The organism is Dyella marensis (genome assembly GCF_900112865.1).
GTDB lineage: Bacteria > Pseudomonadota > Gammaproteobacteria > Xanthomonadales > Rhodanobacteraceae > Dyella_D > Dyella_D marensis_A.
On sequence record NZ_FONH01000002.1, the window covers coordinates 192989 to 218776 of the forward strand.

Sequence of the window (25788 nt, forward strand, 5' to 3'; positions counted from 1 at the left end):
GCCCGCATGTCGTCCTCCGCCCTGTCCCTCGCCGCGCGGCCGCGCGCCGCCTCGCCCGCCGTGCTGATGACGGCGATCGTGCTGATGCTGGGCCTGCATCCGACCGCGATGTACCTGTACCTGCCGGCGCTGCCCGCGCTGCAGGCCACGCTCGGCGCCAGCGCAGCGCAGGCGCAGCACACGCTGTCGGTGGCGGTGGCGAGCTTCGGCCTGGGGCAATGGCTATGGGGCATGCCGGCCGATCGCTGGGGTCGGCGTCCCGTGCTGCTGGCGGGACTCACGTTGTTCCTGCTCGCCAGCCTCGGCCTGATGAGCACGCACGACTACGGCCTGTTCCTCGCCTGCCGCATCGGCCAGGGCCTGGGCGTAGCCGCCGCCGGCGTGGCCTGCCGCGCGATGCTGCGCGACCTGCACGCCTTGCACGACCGCGTGCACCGCCTGTCGCTGGCGTTCTCGTGGCTGGGGGTGATCTCGCTGCTGGGGCCGCCGGTCGGCGCGTGGCTGTTCGAGCATGCCGGCATGCAGGCGACGCTCGCGGCGATCGCGGCTTTCGGCGCGGCCGCCCTGCTGCTGGTGCTGTTCAAGATCGACGAAACACTGCCCGCAGCGCACACGCGCCCGGCATGGCAACCGGGCGAGTGGCGCGCGATCCTGCGGCACGCTTCGTTCCGCCACTACACCGGCCTCACTGCAAGCAGCTACATCGGCCACTACCTGTTCCTGGCCGGCTCCTCGTACGCGCTGATCGTGCGCCTGGGCATGACGCCGCCGCATTACGCGCTGGTGCTGGCCGGCGGTTCGATGGTGCATATGGCCGGCACCTTCGTCTGCCGCCGCTGGGTGGACCGGCTGGGGCTGCGCGCGACGCTGGCGCGCGCCGCGCTGCTCACGCTCGGCGGCGGCCTGGGCATGACCGTGCTGGTGCTGGCCGGCCTGCATGCGGCCTGGGCGATCGTCGCGCCGCAATGCCTGTATGTATTTGGCCATGCGATCCACCAGTCCTGCGGACAGGCCGCGGTGAGCGAACAATTCCCCGAACGCGCCGGCACCGCGTCCGCGCTTTCGGGCGTGCTGCTTGCGCTGCCCGCCGCGCTGGCCGGCTGGCTGCTCGCCGCGTCGATGGAACATGCGGACCTGCCGATGGCCGCGAGCATGGGCCTGTGCGGACTCGCCACGGCATGGCTCGCCTGGCGTCCACAGCCGCGGCCGCTAACATAAGCGCGTTGACCTAAGGATTCCCCGCCCCTCATGGCCGCTCCCACGCCGTTCGCCCGCCAGCTGCATCCGGCCTTCCTGCGCGATGTCGACAGCGGCGCCGCCGTCTCGTCCAACGAACGCGACCTGCTCGACCTGGTCCGCCGCCACGGCACCACCACCCGCGCCGACCTGGTGCGCGCCACCGGGCTGACCGCGCAGTCGGTGATGCGCCTGGTCGACGAACTGGTCGAGCGCGGCATGCTGGAGCTGGGCGAAACGCGCTCGCAGGGGCGCGGCAAGCCGGCGGCCACGGTGACCCTGGTGCCGGACTATGCGCATGCGATCGGCGTATCGATCACCACCGATTCCATCGCGCTGGGCTTGATGGATTTCGCCGGCAACCTGCTCGGCCAGCACCAGGAGCCGATGCGCGCCACCGGCCGCGGCGCGCTGCTGCGGCGCATCCGCACGCTGGCCGAGCGCCTGCTGCACAAGAGCGAGGTGGACGAGGACAGCGTGTTCGGCGTCGGCCTGGGCATGACCGGTTTCTTCATCGGCGAAGGCTCCAAGGTCAATCCGCCCGAGCCGCTGGACGGCCTGGCTTTGCTCGAAGTGGACACGCTGCTGGCCGATGCGATGGGCCATCCCGTGTGGCTGGACAACGACGGCAGCGTCGCCGCCATCGGCGAGAGCCTGCATGGCGTGGGGCATCGCTATCGCGACTTCGCCTATTTCTATTTCGGCCACGGCTTCGGCGGCGGCCTGATCATGGACGGCCGCTGCTCGCGCGGTGCGCACGGCAACGCCGGCGAGTTCGCCGGCATGTTGCCGGCGCTCGGACTGGAACGCGCCGCGCTGGAAACGCTGCGCAGCATGCTGGTCAAGGATGGCGAGGACCTGCCCGACATCCAGGCGCTGGTCGAGCAGTACGATCCGGCGTGGCCGGCGATCGAGCGTTGGATCGAGCGCGTGGCGCCCGGTCTTTCGGTGATCGCTTCGGCGGTCGTCGCCATCGTCGATCCGCAGGCCATCGTGCTGGGCGGGCGCATTCCGCCGGATCTCGCGCAACGCCTGATCCCGCGCATCGCCATCGACAATGTGTCGCGGCGCGGGCACGCGCGTCCACAGCCGGCCATCGTCACCGCGCAGGCGCCGTTCGACGCGGTGGCACTGGGCGCGGCGAGCCTGCCGTTCAAGGAATGCTTCTTCCATTAAGAGGAAGGTTGGGGTTTCACCCCAAGCTGCGCAGCATGGCGTCAACCGCATGGCGCGAGATCGAAAGCGGAGCAACCGCTGTTTTCTTTGTGCGCCAGTTAACAGGCGTAACGAGAAGGCAATCAAGCCACGACGATAAATATCCGCGTCTGCCCGCCATAAGCGCCTGACTTGCCCTTTCGTACGATGGCCCGGACGGTCGGGCGGTGGCCCACTGTCGCGCCTCAAGGTGCCGGGCCACGATCGTGCCGCCCCGCCAAGGTCGGCCATCCAGGGAGCAGCGATGATCAAGGAACGAAGGACCAGCACCGTGCTGGCAGCGATGTGCGGCATGGCATGTCTTGGCGCGAATATCGCCATGGCCGACGGTACGCCTGTAGCAGCGCCGTCGTCGTCCAGCATCCTGTACATCCGCGCGGGTGCCGGCGGAACCACCTGCGCCGACTGGGCCAATGCTTGCCCGACCCTGCCGCGTGATTTTCGCCGCGGCGTCACCTATTACATCGCCGCGGGCCAATACCTGCCGGTCGACGACGATTTCGCGTTTCGCCTGGATGCGCCGGCCCAGAGCGGCATGGCCATCGTCATCAAGAAAGCGACCGCCGCTGATCACGGCACCAACGACGGCTGGCAGGCGGCCTACGCGGCGGGTGCGGCGACGTTCTCGCGCATGCTGGAAATCAACTCCTCCAACTGGGTGATCGACGGACAGGCGGGCGGCAGCGCCCTGTATCGATGGCAAGGCGACTTCGGCTTCCGTTTCGTCTCGACCGCCGAAGGCGACGCCATGATCCGCATCGGCTGGGACAGCCTGCATGGCGTGCCGGTAAGCGGCATTTCGAACATCGCCATCCGCCATGCCGAGATTGTCGGGATGGGCCAGAGCAGCCATTCAGGCGGGGGCACCTCGAACGACGGCCTCGCCGTCTACGGCGCCACCGATGTCACGCTTTCAAGCTTCCGGATGCACGGCATCGGCCGCTGCCCATTCTTCCTGAGCGGCCAGAACATCGTCATCGAGCATGGCTGGGTGGAGTCGTTCTACACCGGCGACACCCATGCGGAGCTGGCCTCGATCTGGGGCTTCGCCGACACCTTCGGCGATGTCACCTTCCGCGACAACCTGTTTACCGACATCCAGTCCACCGGCGGCATCATGTGGAGCACCAAAGAGAATCCGTCGGCCAGGCTGCGCATCTACGGCAATACGTTTTACCGCCCGGCGGGTTCCACGTGGCCAGCGGCCAACGGCCTGATCGGCGGATGGACGGCCGAAGCGTTCAGCAACGTAACGGTCTACAACAACAACTTCGTCAATGTCGACCAGGCGTCGCTGAGCAATGCGCCGCAGATACATGCGAACAACCACGCCTACGACAATCTCTTCTATGACTCGCAGGCGCCGGATTTCAGCTCCTACGACAGCCACGACGACAACCTTTTCATTCGTGCGGGCGACGCCCAGGCGGAGCCCTCCGGCGTGGCCATCGCGGATGGCACCGATCCCTTCGTCGATGCCGCGCATTTCGATTTCCGGCTGAAGGCTCCCACCTGGGCCGGCCTGAAGATGCCGCCCGCCTACGACGGCAAGGATCCGTTCGGCCAGCAGCGCGGAGGGGACGGCAACTGGGATCGCGGGGCGTTCGAATACCGGCAGCCATGACCGCACGTCACGAAAGGGGGAATCCGGCGACCGGGCCCAGCTCCGGCCGCCTTCTTAAGGAGAAGCGTCCCAATGAAAGTGAAGCCGTCATATTCCGCGCTTGCCGCCATAGCGTTGATCGCACTGAGCTCCCCATCCGGCGCCGAACCAGGACAGGAACCGAGCGATACCGGCAGCTACGTGCCCTCGGGTTACTCGCTGGTCTTCAACGATGAGTTCAACGACACGCAGTTGAACCGGGCGAAATGGGCGACCCGCTATATCTACGCCAATGGAACGCTGGACCATCTCGTCGGCGAGGCGCAGGTCTATCGCGACAACGACAACCACCTGATGCACGACGGCATGCTCAGCCTCACCGCCCGCCGCGTCGGCAGCGGCTACGAATCGGGAATGATCCGCTCGCTGTGGGAATTCAAGCCCGCGCCGGATACCAGCTATTACCTGGAAGCGCGGGCGCGCATGCCGGCCGGAAAAGGCGTGTGGCCCGCGTTCTGGTTGAACTCCGGCTACACGTCCACGGGCCGGCTCAACTGGGGCCCCGAGATCGACATCTTCGAATTCGTCGTCGACGGCATCGAGGAAAACCCGCCTTCGCGGCCGAAGAACATGGTCCACAGCAACGCCATCACGCACAGCGGAAAGATTCCGAGCACGACGACCTATACGCACCCCAATTACCAGCGCGTATGGAATCTGTTCCGGGCCGATGCCGACCTGACCGCGGGCTTCCATACCTACGGCCTGCTGTGGACGAACACCGAGGTGTCGTTCTACGTCGACGGCGTGCTGACCAATACGCGCACCTATCCCTGGATCTACGACAGCGACGGCACACCCGCGGGCCCGGCCCACATCCTGCTCAATCTCGCCATCGGCGGCGACTGGGCCGGCCGGCATGGCATCGACGACAGCGCCTTTCCGCAGGCGCTGGATATCGATTGGGTTCGTGTGTACAGCAGGACCGCTGCGCGCTGATCCAGTACAGGCCGATCGGGTATCGGCATACGCCTCCACCGAGGCGTCCCCCTTCGAAAACACACCCTCTTCGGCCAAGGCCGAAGCCATCCCGCGCGCCCGCCATGGCGGAGCGCGCCTTCCACCATGGAGAAGACACATGAAACCTGCAAAGACCCTGGCGCTGGCCCTGCTGGGCCTGTCGCTGGGCGCGCCATGCCATGCCAGCGTGTATTACGTTTCCGATTGCCAGTCCGGCGCGGAGGCCTCATGCAAACCCGGCAGCGACGCCAACGACGGCCTGTCCAAGGCCCATCCCTGGCAGACCTTGTCGAAGGTGGCGAGCGCGATCGCCCTGCTGCAGCCCGGCGATCAGATCCTGTTCGCACGCGGTTCCGCGCAGAGCGGCAGCCTGTCCATCTACAACAAGAACAGCGTGGCGGCGAACCCGATCGTGCTGGACGCCTACGCGCCGGATTGGTCGACCACCGGCGCCCTGCCGATCCTGAATGTGGCAGCAGGCGTGTCCGGCCTGAATTTCCAGGACAGTGGACTGGCCAATCACGACGAGGGTTATGTCGTCCGCAACATGAACATTCGCGGCGGCCTGTCGTCGTCCTCCGGCGGAACCGGCGTCTTCCTTTTCAACGATGTCGATCATGTGCTGCTGGAGAATCTGGAGATTTCCGGCTTCGCCATCGGCGTGAACTGCGCGGCATCCCATGCGGCGGAAAACCCCCAGACCAGCGACGCGAAGAACGACTACATCACCCTGCGCGGGTCGTTCATCCACGACAACGGCGTGCAGGGCTACTACAACGGCGGCTGCGGCCACGTCCTGGTCGCCAACAACATCTTCGACAACAACGGCTTCGCCGGCCCGCTGCTTTCGCACAATCACAATATCTATATCGGCGACAGCGGACAGGACGTTACGGTCAGCTCCAACGTGCTGACCCGCAGCGCCGTCGGCAATGGCGTATGCCAGGGCGATCCGATCGTCTCGCACGGGCAGCAGGTCGGGCTGGTCATCGAGAACAACCTGATCGACGAGAGCACCGGCGCGGGCGACGGTTGCTATGGCATCCAGGTCAACCCTGGTTATCCGGCGGCGGAGAACCTGGGCGGCAGCGTCATTCGAGGCAATACCATCGTCAATGTCGGCGGCAATGGCATCGCGGTCGGCGCCTGCCCGGATTGCGTCATCGAGAACAACAAGATCGTGCAGATGCTGCCCCGTAATTTCTACGGCATCACCATGCCGACCGAGAACATCCAGACCGGCACCGACGCCGCCGACCAGCATCTGACGGTTCGCAACAACACGATCTATATCGCCGGCGGCACGGCGTCGAGCGTCGGCATCCAGGTGGGCACCTACGGCAGCCAGCATGTCGTGGTTTCCAACCTGGTCTATTTCGGCAACGGCAGCGTCGCTGGCACAGCCTGTTTTTCGACCCTTGGGCTTGCCGCCGAGCGCTTCACCGCCTTCGACTACAACCTCTGCTTCGACGCAGGGAGCGGCGGCCGATACAGCCGCGACTACGCGACGCTGGTGCAGGCCGGACAGGCCGGCTTCGATCGGCATGGCATCGCGCGCGATCCGCTGTTCGTGCGCCTGCCGCGCGCGGAAAACCACTGGAGCACCGCGCTGGATCCGAAGTCGCCGACGATCGGCGCGGGGCATCCGACGCTGAGCATCGTGCCGGCCACGCCCAATATCGGCCAGACGAAGCTGTAGCGAGAATTTCAGGACGGCTTCCGGTCCGTCGCGAACGATGCGATAACGACGTAGCCGATGACCTTCGATGCCCGGGGCGGAACCTCCGTCCCGGGCATCGTCATGTGGAAAGATCGCCGGCACGTCAGTTGGCCTGAAACACTTCCATCCATGGAAGACTTCGCTTGCACGCATAGCCATGAACCGTGCGTAGCGCGCTCGCGCGACACCGTTCCGCAAACTGCTACCTTCGTACGATTGCCCCCCTCCCACGGTTCTCGCAGCTTGCTCAGGCATGCCACGGCGATGCGGCGCCATGCCGCGACGCTGCCGAAAGCTTTGTTCGACACGGAGGAGGAATGAGCATGAGCAGCACGCTGCATAAGCAACACCCACGTTCGAAACCGGCACGGGCCGGCGGGATCGCGCTGGCTTTCGCGGCGATGGCGGGCGCTGTCGCTCCCGCATGGGCCGGAAGCTGGAACGCCGGCAAGGAAACCATCGACAACCATCCGACCTGGATCTACACCCCGACTAGCGCGCTCGCCAACGGTAAGCACGCACTGGTGATCGCGCTGCACGGATGCGCGCAGACCAACGACGACCTGAAGAGCTGGGGCAACCTCGCGGCGGCGGCGGAAAACAACGGCGCCGTGATCGCCGTGCCGGGCGTGGGCAGCAAGGTGTGGTCCGGCAATACCTCGGCGGCCTGCTGGGACTACGACGGCGCCAGCGATGCCTCGGGGCATATCGCGGACCTGGTCAGCCTGACCCAGGATCTGCTCGCTCGAGGCGCGCTGAACATCGACAGCCGCCACGTCTATATCGTCGGCCTGTCGTCCGGCGCATCCGTCGCGCTGGACGTGGCCTGCAAGGCGCCGAACCTGATCGCCGGCGTGGGTGCCTTGGCGGGACCGTCGGTGGGCAGCGCGCAGTTCAGCGCCACGGTGGATCAGTCGGGCATTCTTTCCAGCAACGTGTCCAATGCCGTCAGCAAGTGCAACAGCCTCGCCGGCGCCAACGGCTCCTACTTCGCGACGCAGATCGCCAACCTCGCCTACGGCGAGAAGGACCGGAACGCGGAAAGCCCAGGTTGCACCTATCTCTCGGGCAGCACATCCTGTCCTGGCCAGTACCAGCTGGTCAGCAAGAAGTGGGATAGCGACAACGTGGCCATGTTCCAGCAGATCTACGGCACCGGCACGCCGGGCAGCGCGGCCACGGTCTACAACGGCACCGGCGAGACCAGCACGGCGACGGCCGGCGGCGTGCCGCGCATCACCCTCACCCGGGTGTACGCCGTCGGCCATGCCTGGCCCGCCGGCAGCGGCCAGGCCAACGACGCGAGCAAGGGCGGCGTGTGGATGGCGCAGAGCGGCATGAACTACGGCGACTACGTGATCGGCTGGCTGATCGCCAACAATCGCCGCGCCGATATTCCCAGTGTCGCGCTCAACATTTCGGTAGCAGCTACCACCATCCACTACTCCGGCACGGTTGCGTCCACCGATCCGATCCAGGGTACGCAGGCGCAACTCTACGCATGGAATGCCAGCGGCAATGGCTATCAGGCCAGCGGCCAGCCGGTGAATCTCTCGCTGGGCGCCGGCGGAAGCTATGGCGGCGACTTCAGCGTGCCGAACAATAACTGGTACCGCATCACGGTCACCGCCACGACCACCGCCAACGCCACCGGCAGCGCCACGGCAGCGGACATCGGCGTCGGCAGCCCGCCGGCGCAGTGGCAATGCAACACCGTCACCGCCACCAACTACAGCCACGTGCAGAACGGCCGCGCCTACGACAATGGCGGCTACGCCTATGCCAAGGGTTCGAACCAGCGGCTGGCGGGCGGCGGCGGCCTCGACAACACTTTCTATTCCTCCACGCTGTCGCAAAGCGCGCAGGGTTATTGGATCAATGGCAGTTGCCCCTAGCCGCCTTGGCACTCAGCCTTAGCCACACTTTCTGACATGGAACTCTTCTCCCCACCGGGGAGCACGCGGGGAGCGCACATGGATGTGCGCGGCTTTCCTCGCTCATCAAAGCCGGGCACATCCCTGTACCCTCTTCGCGTGCAGGAGCGAGGATGCCGGTCCCATGGGGGCTCCCTTCGGTCGCGACAGATGAGGGGCCGGGGCTTGCCCAAGCGTTTCTACGAAGCGAAAAGCTCTTGAGCTAGACGCGACCTTCAGCATCACGCTCCGCCCGGCCCCTCATGCCAACCCTCTCCCCGGTGGGGAGAGGGGCTGGGTGTGGTGGAAGTGGGTCGTGCGCTTCGAGGCGCCGTCTTTATGGCGCGGAGTTCGACTGGAAGAAGCCGTCGTCCAGCTTCGCCGGCGTCGCCTGCTTCATCGCCTCGATCTGCCGGTCGACCAGCTGGCTCTTCAGCAGGATCACCACGTGCGGATGGGCGTCTTCGAAATTATTGTCGGTGCGCTTGAGCACGCGCACCAGATGGATGCCGTAGCGGGTCTTGATCGGCTGGGAGATCTCGTTCTCCTTGAGGCCGGCGATACCCTGCGCGATCTCCGGCAACAGGTTGCGCGAGGCCGTTTCCGGCAGCACGCCGCCATCGGCCTTGGATTCGTCGTCATCGGAATAGCGCTGGACGAGTTCGGCGAAATCCTTGCCATGCAACACCTGCGCACGCAGCTTGCCGGCTTCGGCCGTGGCCTCGCTCTCGCTCATGTCCTTCTGCCCTGCCCGCGGCGCGATTTCCGAACCGTGGTAGCGCAGCACCACATGCTGCAAGGTGTAGTCGACGAAATCGCCCTGGTGCGCGCCGTAATAGCGCCGGGCCTCCTCGTCGCTGACCTGCGCATGTTTGTACAGATCGTCCTTGGCGGCATTCGCCAGCACGCCTTCGCGCACCCAGGCGAGCTGCTGGCGGACATCCGCGTCCTGCTCCAGCTGGCGCGACTCGGCCAGCTGCGCGAGCAGATGCATGTCGGCGTAGCGCCGGGCGAACGCGGCGGGATCGGCGAGCGCGGCTTCTTTCACCTGCGGCGGCGTATCCGCCACCACGCGCTTGAACTGCGAGGCGGTCCACTGCTCGTGGCCCATGGAAAACACGACCGGATCGTCGTCCGAGGCCTGGGCGGCGGGCGCCATGGCAAGGAACGGCAGGGACAGCAGCGCGGCGGCGCAAAGACGATGGAGCGACATGGATAGACCTTTGTACATGACAGGGTTTCCCGGATCGGAAACCGGTGCGCCTGGCGGCGCACCGGCCGCTTGCGTCAGCGCATCGAGTTGTTGTCCCAGCGCAGGCCCTTGGAGGCGAGATCGTCGATCATCTTGCCGGCCGCATCGGTAGTGATGAAGTCGAACGACTTCCAGCCGTTGCCGTACAGGAAAGACCAATCCCAGCGCGACACCGTGTTGTCGCCATAGGCCACCGACCACAGGCGGTAGCAGCACTGCCCGGTGTTCTGGAAGAACGCGCGGTTCTGGCCGTCGCCGCTCCACGCGCCTGGGTCGGCGATGGGATTGAAGATGCCCACTGGCTTGCGGTACTGGCCCACCACGTTGTAAGCGTTCTGCAGGCGGCCGTTCTTGGTATTGATGTTCACTTCCACGCCAAGGGTGTAGTCCTTGGTCATGTAGTTCTTCTCGATGTCGATCAGGTTGCGGTACTTGTCCAGCATGTTGTTGGTCAGCACCGGAATGCCGAGGAACGGCTCCTGGCTGTTGTCGTTGTGCGGATTGGCCGACTTGTACAGATCCGCCTCGAGATCGGCGGGGTTGGGATAGGTGGAGACGTTGAACTTCACCGCCACCCAGTTGCGCGCCAGCGAGCCGTGGCTGTCGCGGTGGTTGTTCATCAGGCGCCACACCGACTGCATGGAGGCGCGGTCCTTCACGTCCAGCACGATGATGCCGCTGGTCTCGCCGAGGCGATATTCGTCGAGCAGCTGCGCGAACGCCGGGATGTGCTGGTTGTAGACCTTGCTGCGGTCGGGCGACAGCAGGTAGTGGTGTTCGAGGTTGCCGTACCAGTTCACCTGGTTGACATAGGGGTTGTAGCCCTGCGGCTGGTTGTGGCTCTGCGCATAGGGATCGAACTTGCGCTGGCCGCTGCCCTGGTAGATATCGGTGGTGCGGCCCAGGGTGAAATCGTGCATCAGGATCGGAATGCCATCGCGGGTCATCTTGATGTCGACCTCGACCGCCTCGAAACCGCCGTGCAGGGCATCCTGCACCGCGTAGATCGAATTCTCCGGATCGCCGGAAGCGCGATCGTTCCTGGCACCGCAGGTATTGGCCGGACCCTTCTCATTGCCCCACCAGCCGCGATGCGCGATCACGACCACCATGTGGCGTTCGGAATTGAGGTGTTTCCAGACGTTGAGGATCTTGTAGTTCTGGTACACGCACGGTTCGGAAATTCCAGCCGAGGCCTTGGGCGCCAGGGTGGCTCCCAGCGCGAGCAGCAATACGCTGCTCAGGACGCGCAGCGTCGAAGTTTGCTTGTTGGAACGACGTTTCATTGAGCGAGATCTCCGGGCGAGTCTTAGTGATGAATACGCCGCATGTCCCCGACCACCAGGCTCGTCAGCGAACACCAGCGCGGCGGGACCGTGCGTCTCCCCTGAGAGCCGATCCCGTTGTGCGCATTTTTATCACTCACAGTGACAAATTGATGTTTGGTGCGTGACCGGTGCTTGACGTGGAGCGCGACGAGAGACCGCGCGATGAAACATTCGCTCGCAACGCAACGCTGCCATCAGCCCTGCGCCCCAACCCCGTCATTCCGGCGCAGGCCGGAATCCAGTGGCCATAGCGCTGGTTTGCAAGCGAAAGGCCGGAAGCTCCTGCTCTCACGTTTGAGCACAGGGTGTCGTCACTGAATTCCGGCCCGCGCCGGAATGACGAGTTGGCTGGAGTGAGCCGCAGGCGAGCATGGCGACGTCCGAACGCAGCCATGCTGGGGTTCGCCTGCGGCTCACCAAAACCAACACCATCGGCAAAAAAAAAACGGGCCGGAGCTTGCCTCCGGCCCGCATCGACTAGCTACCTACTCAGAGCGGCGCCGTCGCCAGCACGCTGCTCATCGGCACGAACGCGCTGGTGCAATCGCGCGGCGCCGGGCTCTGCGTGACCGCGCCATCGAACGACACGCCATTGCCGTGCTTCTGTTCCATCGCCTTGGCGAAGCTGACCGGGCCCGGCCCCAGGGTGAACACGGTGTTGGCCGGCAGCGTGCCCGGTCCGCCGTTGTGGCCCTTCAGGTAGGTGGTCGGCTGGGTACCGTCGAACTGCACGTTGTCCAGCACGATGCGCAGCGGATAGCTGGCATAGGCCTCGAACGTGGCCTGGCCGCCGCCGTAGGCCACGCTGCCCAGGTCGTGGAAGTCGTGCACTTCGATGCCGGTGAAGGACGGATAGGACTTCTTGGTCTTGGTCGAGCTGTAGAACGCGTCGAACACCAGCGGCTGGCGCACGTTGCGCATGCATACGCCGCGATACACCACGTCGCTGACCGCACCGCCGCGCGACACGTCGGACTTGATGCGGATGCCCACGCTGTTGGAGCCGTCATGGCCGTCGACCGTGAGGTCCTCCACCGTCATGTCGCTCACGCCGGTATTGGTTTCGCTGCCGATCGACATGCCATGCCCGGCATACAGGTGGTCGTGCGAGAACAGCAGATGCTGCGAGCCCTTACCGGAGCCGGCCTTCACCGCCACGTGGTCGTCGCCGGTGCTGATATACGAATAGGCCAGCACGACGTGGGTGGATTCGCCCGGATCGAAGCCATCTGTGTTCTTCACCGTGTCCGGCGTAAAGCAGGTGGCCGGCGTCTTCGCATCCGGCGTCGTGCCCTTCGGGCAGGCATTGCCCTGCACGGTGTAGGCCAGGCTGGGCGAGAGGATCTTGACGTTCCACGCCAGCACGTCGTCCATGCCGTCGAGCACGACATGGAAGTTCGGCGAGTTCTGCAGCGTCACGCCGGACAGGGTGAAGTGATTGCCGCCGTTGATGTTCAGCAGGCGCGGGTTGTGCTGCGTCACGCTGCTGGTCTTGGTCTGGTAGGCCACGTCCCACCAGCTGCGCAGGCCCTTGTTGGCGCCGCCGGTCAGCAGGCTGCCGCCGCGGCCGTCGATGATGCCCTCGCCGACGATGCCAGCGTTGTCGACATGGTTGCCGTTGAGCAGCGCATAGCACGAGACCTTGTCGGTCTTGTTGGCGATGCCGCACAAGCCCAGGCCATTGTCGAAATCCTTGGGGTTGCGCGAAGCGAACAGCGTAACGTTCTTGTCGAGCCACAGCGTCACGCCCGAGCGCAGCGTCAGCGGACCGCTGAGGAAGCCCGACGGGCCGTTCGCCACCGCCACCAGCTTCACCGCGCCGCCGGTGACGGCGCAGTGGTCGATGGCCGACTGCAGGTCCTCGGTGTCCGGGGCGGACTTGGACGGATCGGCATCGCTGGCATCTAGCGAGCCGTTGACCGGCGTGCGCCTGGCGGTCAGCGTCGTGCACACGGCGGAAGCCGCCGGCAACGAGGGTTCGGCGGCGGTCGTGCCCCAGCTCGTCTGCACCGGCGCCTGCGTCGCCGCGCAGGCGAACGAGGCGACGAATGCGGTGGAACCGATCAGGACATGGATGGCGTGTGACAACGACTTCGGTGACAACAAGGCATGACTCCCCTGCGTACGCATGCAGCTCTCCAGAATGTGTTGATAAGCGGACGTACCTCCGCGGCGGCAAGCGTAGAGAGCGCGTCGCTCCTGCTCTTGTCCGCGCAGGCCGCGGCATGGTCATGCAAGGCCGGCAGGTGAAATTCGTGATGCGTCGCGAATTCGGCGGGGCAAGAATTTGCGCACTCGTCACAGTGAACAAGCGCAATTCCGCACATAAAACGTAAGCCCGCTGTCGGATATCTGAAGCCGCTTTGGCGTAAAGGCGGCATGACGGCGCCACCGGCGAGGTGGCCAGTCCATCACTGGTTTGCCCACGGTGGGCGGCCACGCGCAGGTGGCAGGCGATCCGCACAGGTTCGGCACGGCGCAGGCGGCTCCGGACCGCGGACGCGGAATGCTCTGCGGTACTTCGTCGAACCGAGTCCGCCGAAACGCAGAGGGCCCCGTCATGCGGGGCCCTCTCTGTCCGTCGTTACACCGCCTCCGGCTCCTGCGACTGCCGCTTGGGATCGATCTTGCGCAGGATCTTGTCGAGCTCGTCGTCGGTACCCTCCGACGCCTCTTCCGGGCAGATGAACGGATAGGCCCGGTTGTCGATGATCGGCTCGATGCCGAAGAAGTCGTTCAGGACCGACTCCGCCGTGCAGTAGGCGCCTTCCACCCAGGCCTGGTCGTTCGAATAGGCCTCGCCGACGATGAAGATGTCGGCATCCGCGCCCTGGATCAACTGCGACGGCTTGCGGATCTTGCGCTGCACGTCGCCGATGTCGTAGTGCGGCGCCCACTCGTGATAGCCGGCATTGAACGGCGGCAGCGCCCAGTCCATGTAGGCGGACTGCAGCGGCTCGGGCACGGCGGTGTAGTCCGAGTTCGGGCCGAAGTGAAGCTCCGCCAGCATCTTGCGCAGCATCTTCACCATGCGTGCCGGCACCGGGCGCGGGCCATCCAGCGGCTGGGTGTCCTGCGAGCTGGGGATTTCGCGCTGGCGCTTGGGGCCCAGCTCCAGTTCGTGCCAGAACGCCGTGTTGTCCTCGTCGTCGTAGCTGGCCAGGATGCCGTAGACCGGCTTCTTCTTCGTCGCGGTGGCGTTGTTGCCGAAGTACACCACCATGCGGATCGGCGAGTTGCTCACGCTGGGCCCGATGGTGTCGTTGCGCGAGGCCGCGGTCAGCTGCTTGGCCTGGCTGATGGTCAGGGCCTGGTCGGTGATGTTCTCGATCGCCTTGAGCATGTCCGCGGCGGACTCGTAGGGCACGTCGACCAGCGTCGTCATCGCCTTCAGCGCCGCGGCGGGGAATTTCTGTCCCCGCAGCGTGGAGATCGTCTCTGGCGTGATCGTATAGCCGACCACCTGGGCCGGATAAGGCGCCGGATTGTCGATATCGGGCGACCACCACGGCTGGTCGAAGAACATGCCGATCTTGTACGACGGCTGCATGATCGTCGACTCCAGGTACAGGCCGACCTTCTCGTGATTGAGCACGTCCACCTCGCCCTTCCCAGCGGCACGGAACCGGGTGGCCTGCGCGACCAGGTCGATCGCCGCCCGCGGCATCGCCATCCACGCCGCATCCGCCTCGCTGGCGCCGGCGGCGATATTGGGATTGTCGCGATGGGCGTAGGTGAAGACCGCCTTGCCGGACTTGGACAGGATGGAATGCAGGCGCGTGTCGGGGCGATAGCGGAACTCGACGCCCTTGGCCTTGGCCTGCTTCACGATCTCCTCGAACAGCGCATTGAACATGCCCGAGTAGCCGATCGACAGCGTGCGGTACTGGCTGCCCGGGGTGAACTCGTTGTTGATGTTGAACGAAACGCCGGCATGCGTATTGATGACATTGGAGCTGTAGCCGTTGCCGTCGGCCGCATAGTCATAGCCTTCCGCGCCGAGCTGATCGTAAAGCAGGTTCCAGTAGCCGATGTCCTTCAGATAGTCGCCCGGCTGGAACACGCTGGACGCGGGCAGCTGCGCGGTGATCCGGCCGTGCTGGTAGAAGCGGCACCAGTCGCGCCGGGTGAAGTCGTTCCACGGCTTGGTGGTGGCCAGGTCCTGCACGGTGGTGAAACCCTGGTCCGGCGTGGTCGACGCGCCGAAGTTGTTCACGTTGTACGGCGCGGGCGTATTGGAGCTGATCGAATTCAGATAGAAGTTGCGCGAGCGCAGATAGAACAGCTGGTTGTTGGTGACATTGAACGGCACCGAATACTTGTCCAGGCCCAGCATGGAGATCACCGTGGTGACCACGCGATGGCCCGGCGCCAGGCCGTTGTTCGGATCCGGGTTGTCCTTGCTCGGGATCCGGTTCCAGTAGGAATAGCGCATGCCGCCGAGTTCGACGTAGGAGTCGGTCTTGTCGTCGTTGTAATGCCAGGTGCACACGCGCGCACCTGCCGCGCGGCTGCCCGGGTAGCGCTTGGTGAAGTCGTACTTGCCCCAGTCGTACAGCTCCAGGACGTCGCCCTTCTTCAGCTGCCTGGCGTTGAACTTGCTCTGCTTGCACTGGCCGGTGAGCAGGCGCCAGGCCGTATAGAGGCCGGAGGCGCCGGCGCCGAAGATCGAGTAGGTCTTCTGTGTCATGGTGATAGCTCCCTGAAGGCGGAGTGGCTGGCAGCGCGGTTCATTCGCTGCCGAGGCGGTACATCTGGCCGGGCAGATCCTTTTGCGGAATGACGACTTCGACGAGCACGGGCTTGTCCTTGATCTTGGCGATGCGCGGCAAGGCGGCATTGAGTTCGTCCACCGTCTCCACCCGGATGCCCTCGGCACCGAAGGCCTTGGCCAGCGCGAGGTAGTCCCACTTGGGCAGGATGTCGAAGGCGTCGAACTTGTGCTTCGGGCCGGGCTTGAACGCCGACATGTCGACGTACACCTGCTCGATCGCATAGACCTGGTTGCTCATCACGAAGATCACCGCGTTGAGCTGGTTGCGGGCGAGCGTGGACAGCGACTGGCAGACCATCATGAAGCCGCCGTCGCCGGCGACGGTCCACGCGCGCTTGCCGCTGCCCAGCTGCGCGCCGCAGGCGGCGCCGGTCTCGAAGCCGATGCACTGCCATGCAGCCGATGAAACGAAGCTGCCCTGCTTGAGGCCATAGCAGTTGGTGGCGACGTACATCGACGAGCTGACGCCGTAGGTCATCACGATGTCCTTCAGCAGGTCCTTGTCCTGCAGGAACTTCATGGTGTGGGCGAAGAACCGGTTGTAGGTGATGATCTGCGGCTGGGCGTCGTAGACCGGATCGGAATTGGCCGCCCATGGCTGCGGGTACTTCGGCTGCGGCGGCGCCTTGGCCTTGATCGGATAGGCCTTGCTGGCGGTGAACCTGGCCAGCAGGGCTTCCATGAAGTCGCGCATGGTCACGTCGCCGTACTTGAAATAGCCGGCGCGCACGCCGGCGGTGTCGGCCAGCACCATGTCGGCGTACTTGGCTTCGATGAAGGTGAGGTAGTCGTCCGTGATGATGGCGCCCAGCGTCAGCACGCAGTCCGAGGCCATCACGATCTCGCGTACCGCCTCGATCGAGGCGGCGTCGGAGTAGGTGCCGATGAACTTGTCGCCCTGCTCGTCCAGCACGCTCTTGCCGAGGGTGGTGGTCGTATAGAGGAAGCCGCTGGCGTCGATGATCTTCTGCAGCAGGCCGGACAGGCCGAAGCGCAGGACCTCGACGCCGGCGAAGATCAGCGGACTCTTGGCCTGGGTGATCATCGCCCAGGCCTGGTCCACCGCATTGCGCAGCGCCAGCTCGGGGCTGCGCGTGACGCGCGGCTTGAGCGGCGTCGCCGGCGGACGCTCGCAGGGCTGGCCCCAGACCTCCTTGTAGCAGGCGATGTAGACGGGGCGCTTCTCGGTGATCGCATCGACCAGCAGCTCGTCGATCTGTTCGGCCGCACCCACGTTGGTGCTCAGGGTGATCGCCTTGACGGTGACATACTCGTAGATGGCGCGGTCCGAATTGAGGTCGCCGGTGGAGTGGTGGAACAGCACGTCGTACATGTCGGTGATATCGCGCATGTCGGCGCCGGGCGTGGCGCTGATCACCACGATCGGACTGCGCTCGACCCAGGCGCCGGCAATCGCATTGAGCGCGCTGTAGGTGCTGACGCCGAACTGCAAGGACACGGCGGCGAGGCCGCGGGTACGCGCATAGGCATCGGCGGCGTAAGCCGCGTCCAGTTCGTTGATCGCGCCGATGGTGTTGACGCCGTCGAAATATTCCAGCGCCTGGGTGAAGTGCTTTACGTAGTCGCCGGGTATCTGGAAGACATCCGTCACATTCAATTGCTTCAGTCGCGTCAACAGATAATCGGCGACGGTGAAGGTGGCGGTCGATATCGACGCCGGCGCGGTGGCGATGGAGCGGGACTTGTTCGAGATATTGCTGTCTGCCATGACGTTTCCCCCTGTTTGGCCATGAAGGCGCACGACACAAGCCGGTAGCGCCGTACGCGCCGCTTCCGTCGTTGCCGAAAAGATTGGATGTACGCCTGCCGGGCGCGTGCGCGCCCTTCCCCCGCCGGATGCATGGAACGCATCCGGAACGCATCGACTATTCGGTATTGCCCCAGGACATGACCGTCCCGATCCGGGACCCAATGCAGAGAATGACGGCCTGCAGGCTAACGGTGACTTTCATAGAGCGCTCCTTGGACCGATGCGTCGGTCCGCCCCACTACGCTTGGTGATTTGCTCCAGCCAACGCATGAGGGCGATAGCCGCAAGTCGGCGCGATGCTACGCGCGGATACCGACATGGCTACTTGCAGAAACGGATCCAGCCCCCTGTAAACGGGCGGAGACTACAACGCGGAGGTGTGAAGCCTGCGTCATGGATAAAATGCAGCGATGCGTCCGCGGCGCCGTCTGCCATGGCGTGCGCTCATCCCCATCTTTTTCACCTGTCCACCAGGCCGCCATGTCCATCGAAGCCTCATCGAAATCGCGGCCACCCTTCACGCGCTTGCGCTCGCTTCCCGCGATTTCTCACGAACCGCGCGGCGACCGGATGCTGCAGGTGATCCTGGCCGCGGTGGGCGCGATCGCCCTGATCGCGGCGCTCGCCGCGCACCTCGACATCGATGCGGGGCAACCGCGCGATGCCTGGACCGCGATGGTGATCTGCGCTTATGCATGGACCTGCCTCGCGCTGGCGAGGGCGGGTTATTACCGGCTGTCGGCGGGCCTCACGGTGATCGGCAGCCTGCTGCTGATCGGGACCGGCTACGTCATGTACGGGCTGCAGGCGCAGCCGGACCTGCTGATGGTCCATCTGCTGCCGTTGCTGCTGGCCGGGCTGCTGCTGGGCCGGGCGGCGGTGTGGTGGGTGGCCCTGGGCAGCGCCCTGTCGCTGGCGCTGGGAGCCTGGAGCGACCTGCACGGCGCCACCAGTGCGGGCGCTTCGTCCGAGACCTGGTCCAGCCTGTTTCTCGCGGGCATGAATTTCCTGGTGCTGGCGACCATCCTGGACCGCCTGATCCTTTCCTCGCAGCGCGCCATCGCGCGCAGCCGCGAGCTGGATGCGGCGTACCGGGAACTGCAGCGCACCATGGACGAGAAAGAGCAGGCCTACGCGCGGCTGATGGAAGCGCAGCGCATGGAAGCGATCGGGCGCCTGTCGACCGGCGTCGCGCACGATTTCAACCATATCCTCAGCGTGATCATCGGGCTGGTCGCCTCCCCCGCGGCGCGGACCGCGCCGGAGGCGGCCCTGTCGCGGATCGAGCGGGCCGCGCGGCGCGGCACCATCCTGACCCGGCGGCTGCTGAGCTTCAGCCGCCCGCAAAGCCGCAACATGAGCGTGTTCGACCTCGGCGAGGCGATCGACGAGATGTCATCGCTGATCGCCGCGATGTTCCATCCGCGCATCCGGGTGGATTTCGAGATCTCCGCCGGCGACCTGCTGGTCAAGGCGGATCGCGACGAGCTCGAGCTGGCCCTGCTGAACCTGGCCAGCAATGCCTCCGACGCGATGCCGGACGGCGGGCATTTCACGCTGTCGGCCAGTGTCGACGGCGAGCATGCCCTGGTGCGCGCCGAGGACAGCGGCGTCGGCATGCCGCCGCACGTCCTTGCCCATGTCTTCACGCCGTTCTTCAGCACCAAGCCGCGCGGCGAAGGCACGGGCATCGGGCTGACCATCGTGCATCGCTTCGTGACGGACTGCGGCGGCAGCATTGCCATCGACAGTCAGCCGGACCGGGGCACGCGCATCGAGATTCGTTTGCCGCCGCTGGATGAAGCGGCGGCGGTTCCATGACGGAACGCAAGGGTGATATGCATCGCTCCGCCCGCACCCTCATCCGGCTGCCGCCACCTTCTCCCGAAGGGAGAAGGATTCCACTTTGAAACGGTGAGGTGATCCCCTCTCCCTCCGGGAGAGGGGTTGGGGTGAGGGTTCGGGCGGAGCGCAACAGTGATGTGCACACCTCACCGGAAATACCGCGCAATCGCTTTCCCGCCTACATCCGAACGCCCGCTCCCCACCAGCACAAGCAAGCCCAGCAAGGTAACCAGCGTCCAGATCCACGGCCGCTGATACCACGGCTGCGGATGCACGATGGTCAGCACCGCGGGCGCGGAAGCCCACGGGCCGCCGACCACGCGAGCCTGCACTTCGAGCTGATGCACGCCCCAGGGCACCACGGGATAGAGCAGGCTGCGGCTCTGGCCGGCATCGACCCAGTCGCGATCCACGCCGACCAGGCGAAAGCGAAACAGGGTTTCCTGCGGCCGCCCGAGATTGATCGCGGTGTAGCGGATCTCCAGGTTGCGCGAAAACGGAGGGAGCACCAGCCTGGGGCCGGCAAGGTCCAGCGCATGCCCGTTCACCGCGGCGTATTCCACATGCGCGATCGGCGGCACCGGATCGGCGGCAGGCACCTTGGCCGGATTGAGCACGCCGAATCCCGACACCAGGGAAAACCACAGCCGGCCCTGCCCGTCCCGGTGACAGGTGGTCGATCCGCCGCCGTTGATTTCGGCGGGAATCAAGCCATCGCGCTCGGCGAAGCGGGCCGACTCGATCGAAGCGGCCGCCAGTTTCGGCGCGGGCAGCAGCGTCACGCCGAGATTGCCGGCCAGCCACAGGCGCCCGCGCTCGTCGGCCTCGATGCAGGACACCGTATCGTCGAACAAGCCGTTGCTGCGGTCGTAGTAGCGGATCGTGCCGTCCTTGATGCGGTTGAGCCCGCCGCCGTAGGTGCCGATCCACAGCGTGCCGTCGGCCTCCTCGTGCAGCGCGCGCGCGAAACGCGACGACAGCCCGTCGTCGACGGTCCAGTGCTCGGCGACCTGCTCCCCCTGCAGACGCCACGCGCCATGGTCGCCCACGTACCAGTAGCCGCCGCTCCTGGCCTTGCTGACGTCATTGATGCGCATGCCCTGCAGCGCGTCGATGCGTTGCCGATGGGTAATGCGCCCGTCGGCGTCGATGTCGAGCAGCAAGGTCGACGCGCCGGTGGTCACCACATAGGCGCCGTCCTCGCGTTGCCATACGTTGACCGGCTCCTTGCTTGGCCAGGCTTCGACGAGTTTCGGCTCGCCGTGGTCCAGGCGGCCCAGCTGGCCGTTGGCCGTGCCTATCCACAAGCTGCCGCGGCGGTCCAGCAGCAGGCTGAAGATGCAGGTGCTGCCCAGCGCGGGCAAGGTCGGCACGGCGCGCGCGCGGCCATCGCTGTCCCAATGAAAGAGGCCGCCGCAGGCGGAGCCCAGCCACAGCCCGTCGCTTCCGTCGGAGGCGATGGCGCGCCCGGCCATGACGGTGCCGAGCCTGCGTTCGCCCACCAGTCCGAACAAGGGCGCGCGGACCTTGAGCAGGCCGCTGTGGCCGCTGCCGGCCCACAGATTGCCCTCGTCGTCCCAGGTGAGGTTGGCGACACCCGGCACGGACAGCTCGGGCGCTTCCTGCCAGCCGCCGCGGCCGTCCTGAAGCAGCACGCGTCCGCTCGCCTGCGCTACCCACCAGCGGCCGTTCGGCGCCTGCGCGGCGTCCCTGGGTTGCGCCACGCCGAGCGCCTGCCACGCATGCGTAGCCGGCGCATACCGGTACAGCTCCCGCCCGGTGCCGACCAGCAAGCCATCGCCGTCGCGCTTGAGTAGCCACACGACCCGCTCTCCCGCCGGCAGCGCGACCGGTACGAGCGCGTCGCGATCGACCAGGTAAAGACCGCTGGTGCCGCCGACAAACAGGGCGCCCGCCTTATCGATGGCCAGCTGGTTGTAGCCGACCGCGCTGGAATGCTCGGTCCACTGCACCTGCGCGCTGATCGGATCGAGTTTCAGCAATCCTGCATTGCCGGCCATCCAGATCGCGCCATCGGCCGCCTGCAGGATCGAGTTGACCTGGCAGCTCCCGGCACACACCGGCAGGTGGCGGAAGCCGGTGCGGTCGCGCACGCTCAGGCCAGCATCCTCGGTGCCGACCCAGAGGCGCCCGTCGCGGCTTTCCAGCAGCGCAGTGACCCGGTCGCTGACAGGCGCGCCGGCCTGGCCGCTCGCCGAACGCGAGCGGCCATGAAAAATGGTGAACGTGGTGCCGTCGAAACGGGCGAGCCCGCCGAAGGTGCCCACCCACAGATAGCCGTCGCGGGCCTGCACGATGGCGTTCACATGCGACTGCGGCAGGCCGTCGTCGCTGCTGTACGCGCGCACGCCGACGCGGTAGTCGAAGGCCGGGTTCGCCCAGGCCCGCGTGCCCATGACCAGCAGTGCCCATCCGAACAGCACGATGGACCGCCAGCAGGCGTTGCGCATGCGCCAACGGCGCAAAGCGGCGGGTGTCTTCGCAGTTGCGCAACCGCTGGGAGGATAAAAGTCGGTCACGGGAGAGTTGGCGGACGCGATCCGGGCTTTTTAGCGGCTGACACGACGGTATGGCAAGCCGAGCCAGGCCGGCGAGGCTTCAGCTCACTCCGCGCTCGCGCCGCGCTGCCCGCAGGTTCACCTGCGCATCGCCCCGCTCCAGCATGGCAGCCGTCGCCGCGCCCTCGGCGCTGGCCATGAACCGGTCCACGCACGCCGACAGCGCCGCCTGCGACATATCCAGCTGCGCGCGCAGCATCCGCTGCGCATTCCAGTACGCAACCACATACACCACAGGGCAGGCGGCAAAGCCCGCCGCCGCCACCCACGGCGAACCGGCGAACAACGCCGCCAGCAGGCAGGACAAGGCCACGCCAACTGCCGCCCGGGTCGACGCCGCCCGCGCGCGACGCCGATAGACCAGCGCGTAGATCGCCATCCGCTCGCTCTCGTTGCGCGCCCGCTCGTCGGGTTCGCCGCGTCGCAGTTCCTTGGGCAGATGCGCCGTGGTCAGTTCTTCCGGATCGATCATCATCGCCTCACCATGACCAGCGCAGTCCGACGCGGCCGGCGACGACGCGCTGTCGCTCGCCGGCGAGATTCCCGGTGTAGCTCACCGACGCATACACGCTGCCGCCGCCGGGGAAGGACATCGCCACGCCCGCATCCGCCTGCCCCAGGGTCTGGCGCGTGGACGTGCCGACCGGGTCAAGCCCGCCGAAGGTGGTGACATCGTCGGCGCCGGTGGTGCGCAGCACATGCAGTCGCACATACGGTTGCCAGGTGGTGCCGCCGGCCTGCCAGGTGCCGGCGAGACGCACGCCGACTCGCCCGGTCACCGCCTGCCCGCTGCGGAACGAGACGCTGGAAATACCGTCGTCCAGGCGCCCGAGCGCGAGGTGCTGCCACACCAGTTGTGCCTGCGGCTCGATGCGCAGGCCATGGCCCAACGCCAGTGACCAGCCGCTCTCCAGCGATGCAGTCAGCGCATGGCCATGCGCGCTCGCCTGCACGCCATCGCGCGAGGTGGGATCGAAACGGTAGGCGGTGCCCATCAGCACCGCATCGGCATACCAGCCGCGCGGCGCCAGATGCGTCCAGTAGCCACCGGCGCTGTAGGCATCCAGGCGCAGGCGGCCCACGGCGAGATCCTGCATGCCGGAGGCAAAGCCGTGCGCTTCGCCGCTGGAGCGCGCGAAGCCGGCGAACACGCCGTAGTGGTTGCGCTGGCCCGCGGCGCCGAGGTCCGCATAGATGTCCTGGCCGACCTGCGCGCCGCTCACCGTGCCCGAATAACGCGGATCCAGCGTGCCGCCCTGCGACATCGCGCTATGTCCGCCCCACACGCGCCCCCATGCCGCGGGCAGCTCGCCGCTCTCATCCAGCTGCGCCTGCTCGCCCTGGCGTGCGTGGAAGTTTTCCAGCTGCATGGCGCCGAGCTGGCGTGCGACAGAAGGAGCCACGGCGTAGAGCGCGGCTTCGGGGCGATACAGCACGACGGGTTGGGATGGTGTTGATGGGGTCGGTGCGGGTGCAGGTGCAGGTGCCGGCGCAGGTGCCGGTGCCGGTGCCGGTGCCGGTGCCGGTGCCGGTGCAGGTGCAGGTGCAGGCGCCGGTGCAGGTGCAGGTGCCGGTGCAGGCGCCGGTGCCGGTGCTGGTGTAGGTGCAGGCGCAGGTGCAGGTGCAGGCGCCGGTGCCGGTGCAGGCGCCGGTGCAGGCGCCGGTGCAGGAGCCGGTGCCGGTGCCGGTGCAGGTGCAGGTGCAGGTGCAGGTGCCGGTGCAGGCGCAGGCGCAGGTGCCGGTGCAGGCGCCGGTGCCGGTGCCGGTGCAGGTGCAGGTGCAGGTGCAGGTGCCGGCGCAGGTGCCGGTGCCGGCGCAGGTGCCGGTGCAGGTGCAGGTGCAGGTGCAGGTGCCGGTGCAGGCTGCGTATTGCGCAGGTACCAGTCCTCCGTCGTGCCGGACGTGACACCGCCCTTCACCAGCAGATATTCATAGGCCCCCGCTTTCAGCGAGCCGCCACTCAAAGTGAACGCTGACGCGTCGGTGATCGCTCCGTTCGTAGCCTGCACCACCATGATCCCGTCGGACACGGTGGCCGCGCCCTGCCCGCCCAGGTTGGTGATCTTCAGCAAGGTCGAACCGGTTGCCGTGCCGCCGTTCACCACCAGCCTGTCCGCCGGCGAACCGTCGGCGCCGAGCACGACGTTCATGGCGATCGTGCCGTTGCGGCCGACATAGCTGCCCACCGTCAGCGTGCGCCCCACGCCCTGGTCGGCGCCGATGCGCACCAGGCCGGCGTTGCTCAGCTGCCCGCTGATGGCGAAGTTGCCCAGCGTGCCGCCGGCGAACGCCGGCAGCGCATCCGCCACCGCCACCGTACCCTGGTTGTCGACATCGCCGATGACGCTGCCGTAGCCGCCGAGCGTCGCGCCGGCCACCACGCTGAGCGGACCGCGCAGCGTCGCCGCCGCCGTCGATGCGTCGCCGATGGCGAGCGTGCCGCCCGCGCGCAACTGCATGCCGCCGGCATAGGCCGAATTGTCGGCCGTAAGCAGCAGCGTGCCCTGCTGCACATCGACCGAGGTGATGCCGATAGCGCCAAGCGACCGTCCGACGATCCAGGTGCCGTCGTCCAGCTTGCGCAAGGTCTGGAAGTTGGCGATGGTCGGCAGCGTGTCGGTGCCGCTGCCATTGAGCGTGAGCAGGTTGCTGCCGCCACCGCCATTGATGCTGCCGCTCACCGACGAGCCGCCGTACAGGCGCAAGGTGTCGTTGCCGCCAGCGAACACCAGGTTGCCGATCACCTTGCCCTTGTTGGTGAAATCCAGCGTGCTGCTGCCGGTCGCGCCGATCACGTTGCCCGGCGCCTGGATCACGCCGGTCTCGTTGTTGACGACGTAGTTGCCGCCGGACTTGGCCTGGAACCAGATCGCCGCGGCGTTCATCGAGCGGATCGTGCCGCTGTTGACGATGTGGTTGCCGGCGCCCTGCGGATTCACCGCCTCGCCGTTGTTCTCGGAACCGGCGGCGAGCACGGTCGCGCCCTGCTCCACCGTAAGCGTGCTGTCGCTGCGGAAATCGATGGTATTGGCGCCGGACTTGTACAGGCCGGTCGCGCGCACCGCATTGTTCTGCACCAACGCGCCAGACTTGATCACGATGCTGGCGCGGTCGAACAAGGCGATCGCGGAAGCATCGCCGACCACGATCTGCGCGTTGGCGTTCACGGTCACGCTGGCGCCGGTCGCGGCATTGGGGCCGGTGCCGACGGTGCTGGTCCACGGCGCGGGCGCCGCGGTGTCGCACACGGTGGACGTGCCCGTGGTGGTGCACGCGGCATGCGCCTGCGTGAACCAGCCGAAGCTCGACAACACCGCCACGCACAGCACGCGGCGCGACGGCCAGGAGCGTGCGGGCATGCGCGGCGGCGCGTTCTGGTGAAGATGGCACATGGCGTGGATTCCCCTTGCGCTTGCGCTCGCCGGTGCGCGCCGATGCGCACGCAGGCGAAGCAGCGGCGCCTGGCGCCGCTGTTTGAAACGAGATGCGTGGATGACGATCCGGGAAGCGGCGCCGGCCACATCGCGGCGGC

The 25788-nt window shown here is 66.4% G+C and carries 15 protein-coding genes; 7 read left to right on the plus strand and 8 right to left on the minus strand.

The genetic code is table 11. The features are described from left to right. The first annotated feature begins 6 nt into the window (after window positions 1-6). From BM172_RS03645 to BM172_RS03670, 6 genes are all read left to right on the plus strand, one after another. Window positions 7-1218, plus strand: coding sequence for an MFS transporter (locus BM172_RS03645; protein WP_026636653.1), 1212 nt, complete (start codon window positions 7-9; stop codon window positions 1216-1218). Window positions 1219-1248: 30 nt separating this feature from the next. After that, complete coding sequence (locus BM172_RS03650) at window positions 1249-2412, plus strand: ROK family transcriptional regulator (RefSeq protein ID WP_026636652.1); 1164 nt, start codon at window positions 1249-1251, stop codon at window positions 2410-2412. A gap of 283 nt (window positions 2413-2695) precedes the next feature. Continuing rightward, window positions 2696-4075, plus strand: a complete 1380-nt coding sequence (locus BM172_RS03655) for a hypothetical protein (RefSeq protein ID WP_026636651.1) — start codon at window positions 2696-2698, stop codon at window positions 4073-4075. 72 nt (window positions 4076-4147) lie between these two features. Further along, window positions 4148-5053, plus strand: coding sequence for a glycoside hydrolase family 16 protein (locus BM172_RS03660; RefSeq protein WP_026636650.1), 906 nt, complete (start codon window positions 4148-4150; stop codon window positions 5051-5053). A 139-nt stretch (window positions 5054-5192) separates the two neighbouring features. After that, the gene (locus BM172_RS03665; RefSeq protein ID WP_026636649.1) at window positions 5193-6773 is read left to right on the plus strand and encodes a right-handed parallel beta-helix repeat-containing protein; all 1581 of its coding nucleotides are present in this window, start codon (window positions 5193-5195) and stop codon (window positions 6771-6773) included. Window positions 6774-7117: 344 nt separating this feature from the next. Further along, window positions 7118-8689, plus strand: a complete 1572-nt coding sequence (locus tag BM172_RS03670; protein ID WP_177218778.1) for a CE1 family esterase — start codon at window positions 7118-7120, stop codon at window positions 8687-8689. Between the two features lie 355 nt (window positions 8690-9044). Here BM172_RS03670 and BM172_RS03675 read toward each other — a convergent pair whose 3' ends face one another. From BM172_RS03675 to BM172_RS03695, 5 genes are all read right to left on the minus strand, one after another. After that, complete coding sequence (locus BM172_RS03675) at window positions 9045-9920, minus strand: peptidylprolyl isomerase (protein WP_026636647.1); 876 nt, start codon at window positions 9918-9920, stop codon at window positions 9045-9047. 74 nt (window positions 9921-9994) lie between these two features. Beyond that, complete coding sequence (locus BM172_RS03680; RefSeq protein ID WP_026636646.1) at window positions 9995-11245, minus strand: glycerophosphodiester phosphodiesterase family protein; 1251 nt, start codon at window positions 11243-11245, stop codon at window positions 9995-9997. Window positions 11246-11776: 531 nt separating this feature from the next. After that, window positions 11777-13417 carry a glycoside hydrolase family 28 protein gene (locus BM172_RS03685; protein WP_081805297.1) on the minus strand — a complete coding sequence of 547 codons (1641 nt, stop codon included), beginning with the start codon at window positions 13415-13417 and terminating at the stop codon, window positions 11777-11779. Window positions 13418-13871: 454 nt separating this feature from the next. Beyond that, window positions 13872-15977 (minus strand): flavin monoamine oxidase family protein, encoded by a 2106-nt coding sequence (locus BM172_RS03690; protein WP_197022893.1) that lies wholly within the window; start codon window positions 15975-15977, stop codon window positions 13872-13874. Between the two features lie 40 nt (window positions 15978-16017). Continuing rightward, complete coding sequence (locus tag BM172_RS03695; protein ID WP_081805296.1) at window positions 16018-17790, minus strand: alpha-keto acid decarboxylase family protein; 1773 nt, start codon at window positions 17788-17790, stop codon at window positions 16018-16020. A 612-nt stretch (window positions 17791-18402) separates the two neighbouring features. Here BM172_RS03695 and BM172_RS03700 point away from each other — a divergent pair. Continuing rightward, window positions 18403-19653, plus strand: a complete 1251-nt coding sequence (locus BM172_RS03700) for a sensor histidine kinase (protein WP_026636643.1) — start codon at window positions 18403-18405, stop codon at window positions 19651-19653. 170 nt (window positions 19654-19823) lie between these two features. On the opposite strand, the gene BM172_RS03705 is transcribed toward BM172_RS03700, so the two are convergent. The 3 genes from BM172_RS03705 to BM172_RS03715 form a co-directional block, all read right to left on the minus strand. After that, window positions 19824-22148: a ligand-binding sensor domain-containing protein gene (locus tag BM172_RS03705; protein WP_026636642.1), complete on the minus strand. Its 2325-nt coding sequence runs from the start codon at window positions 22146-22148 to the stop codon at window positions 19824-19826. A gap of 148 nt (window positions 22149-22296) precedes the next feature. Further along, the gene (locus tag BM172_RS03710; protein WP_026636641.1) at window positions 22297-22731 is read right to left on the minus strand and encodes a hypothetical protein; all 435 of its coding nucleotides are present in this window, start codon (window positions 22729-22731) and stop codon (window positions 22297-22299) included. 4 nt (window positions 22732-22735) lie between these two features. Next, window positions 22736-25648 (minus strand): autotransporter family protein, encoded by a 2913-nt coding sequence (locus BM172_RS03715; protein WP_090423537.1) that lies wholly within the window; start codon window positions 25646-25648, stop codon window positions 22736-22738. Window positions 25649-25788: the final 140 nt, after the last annotated feature.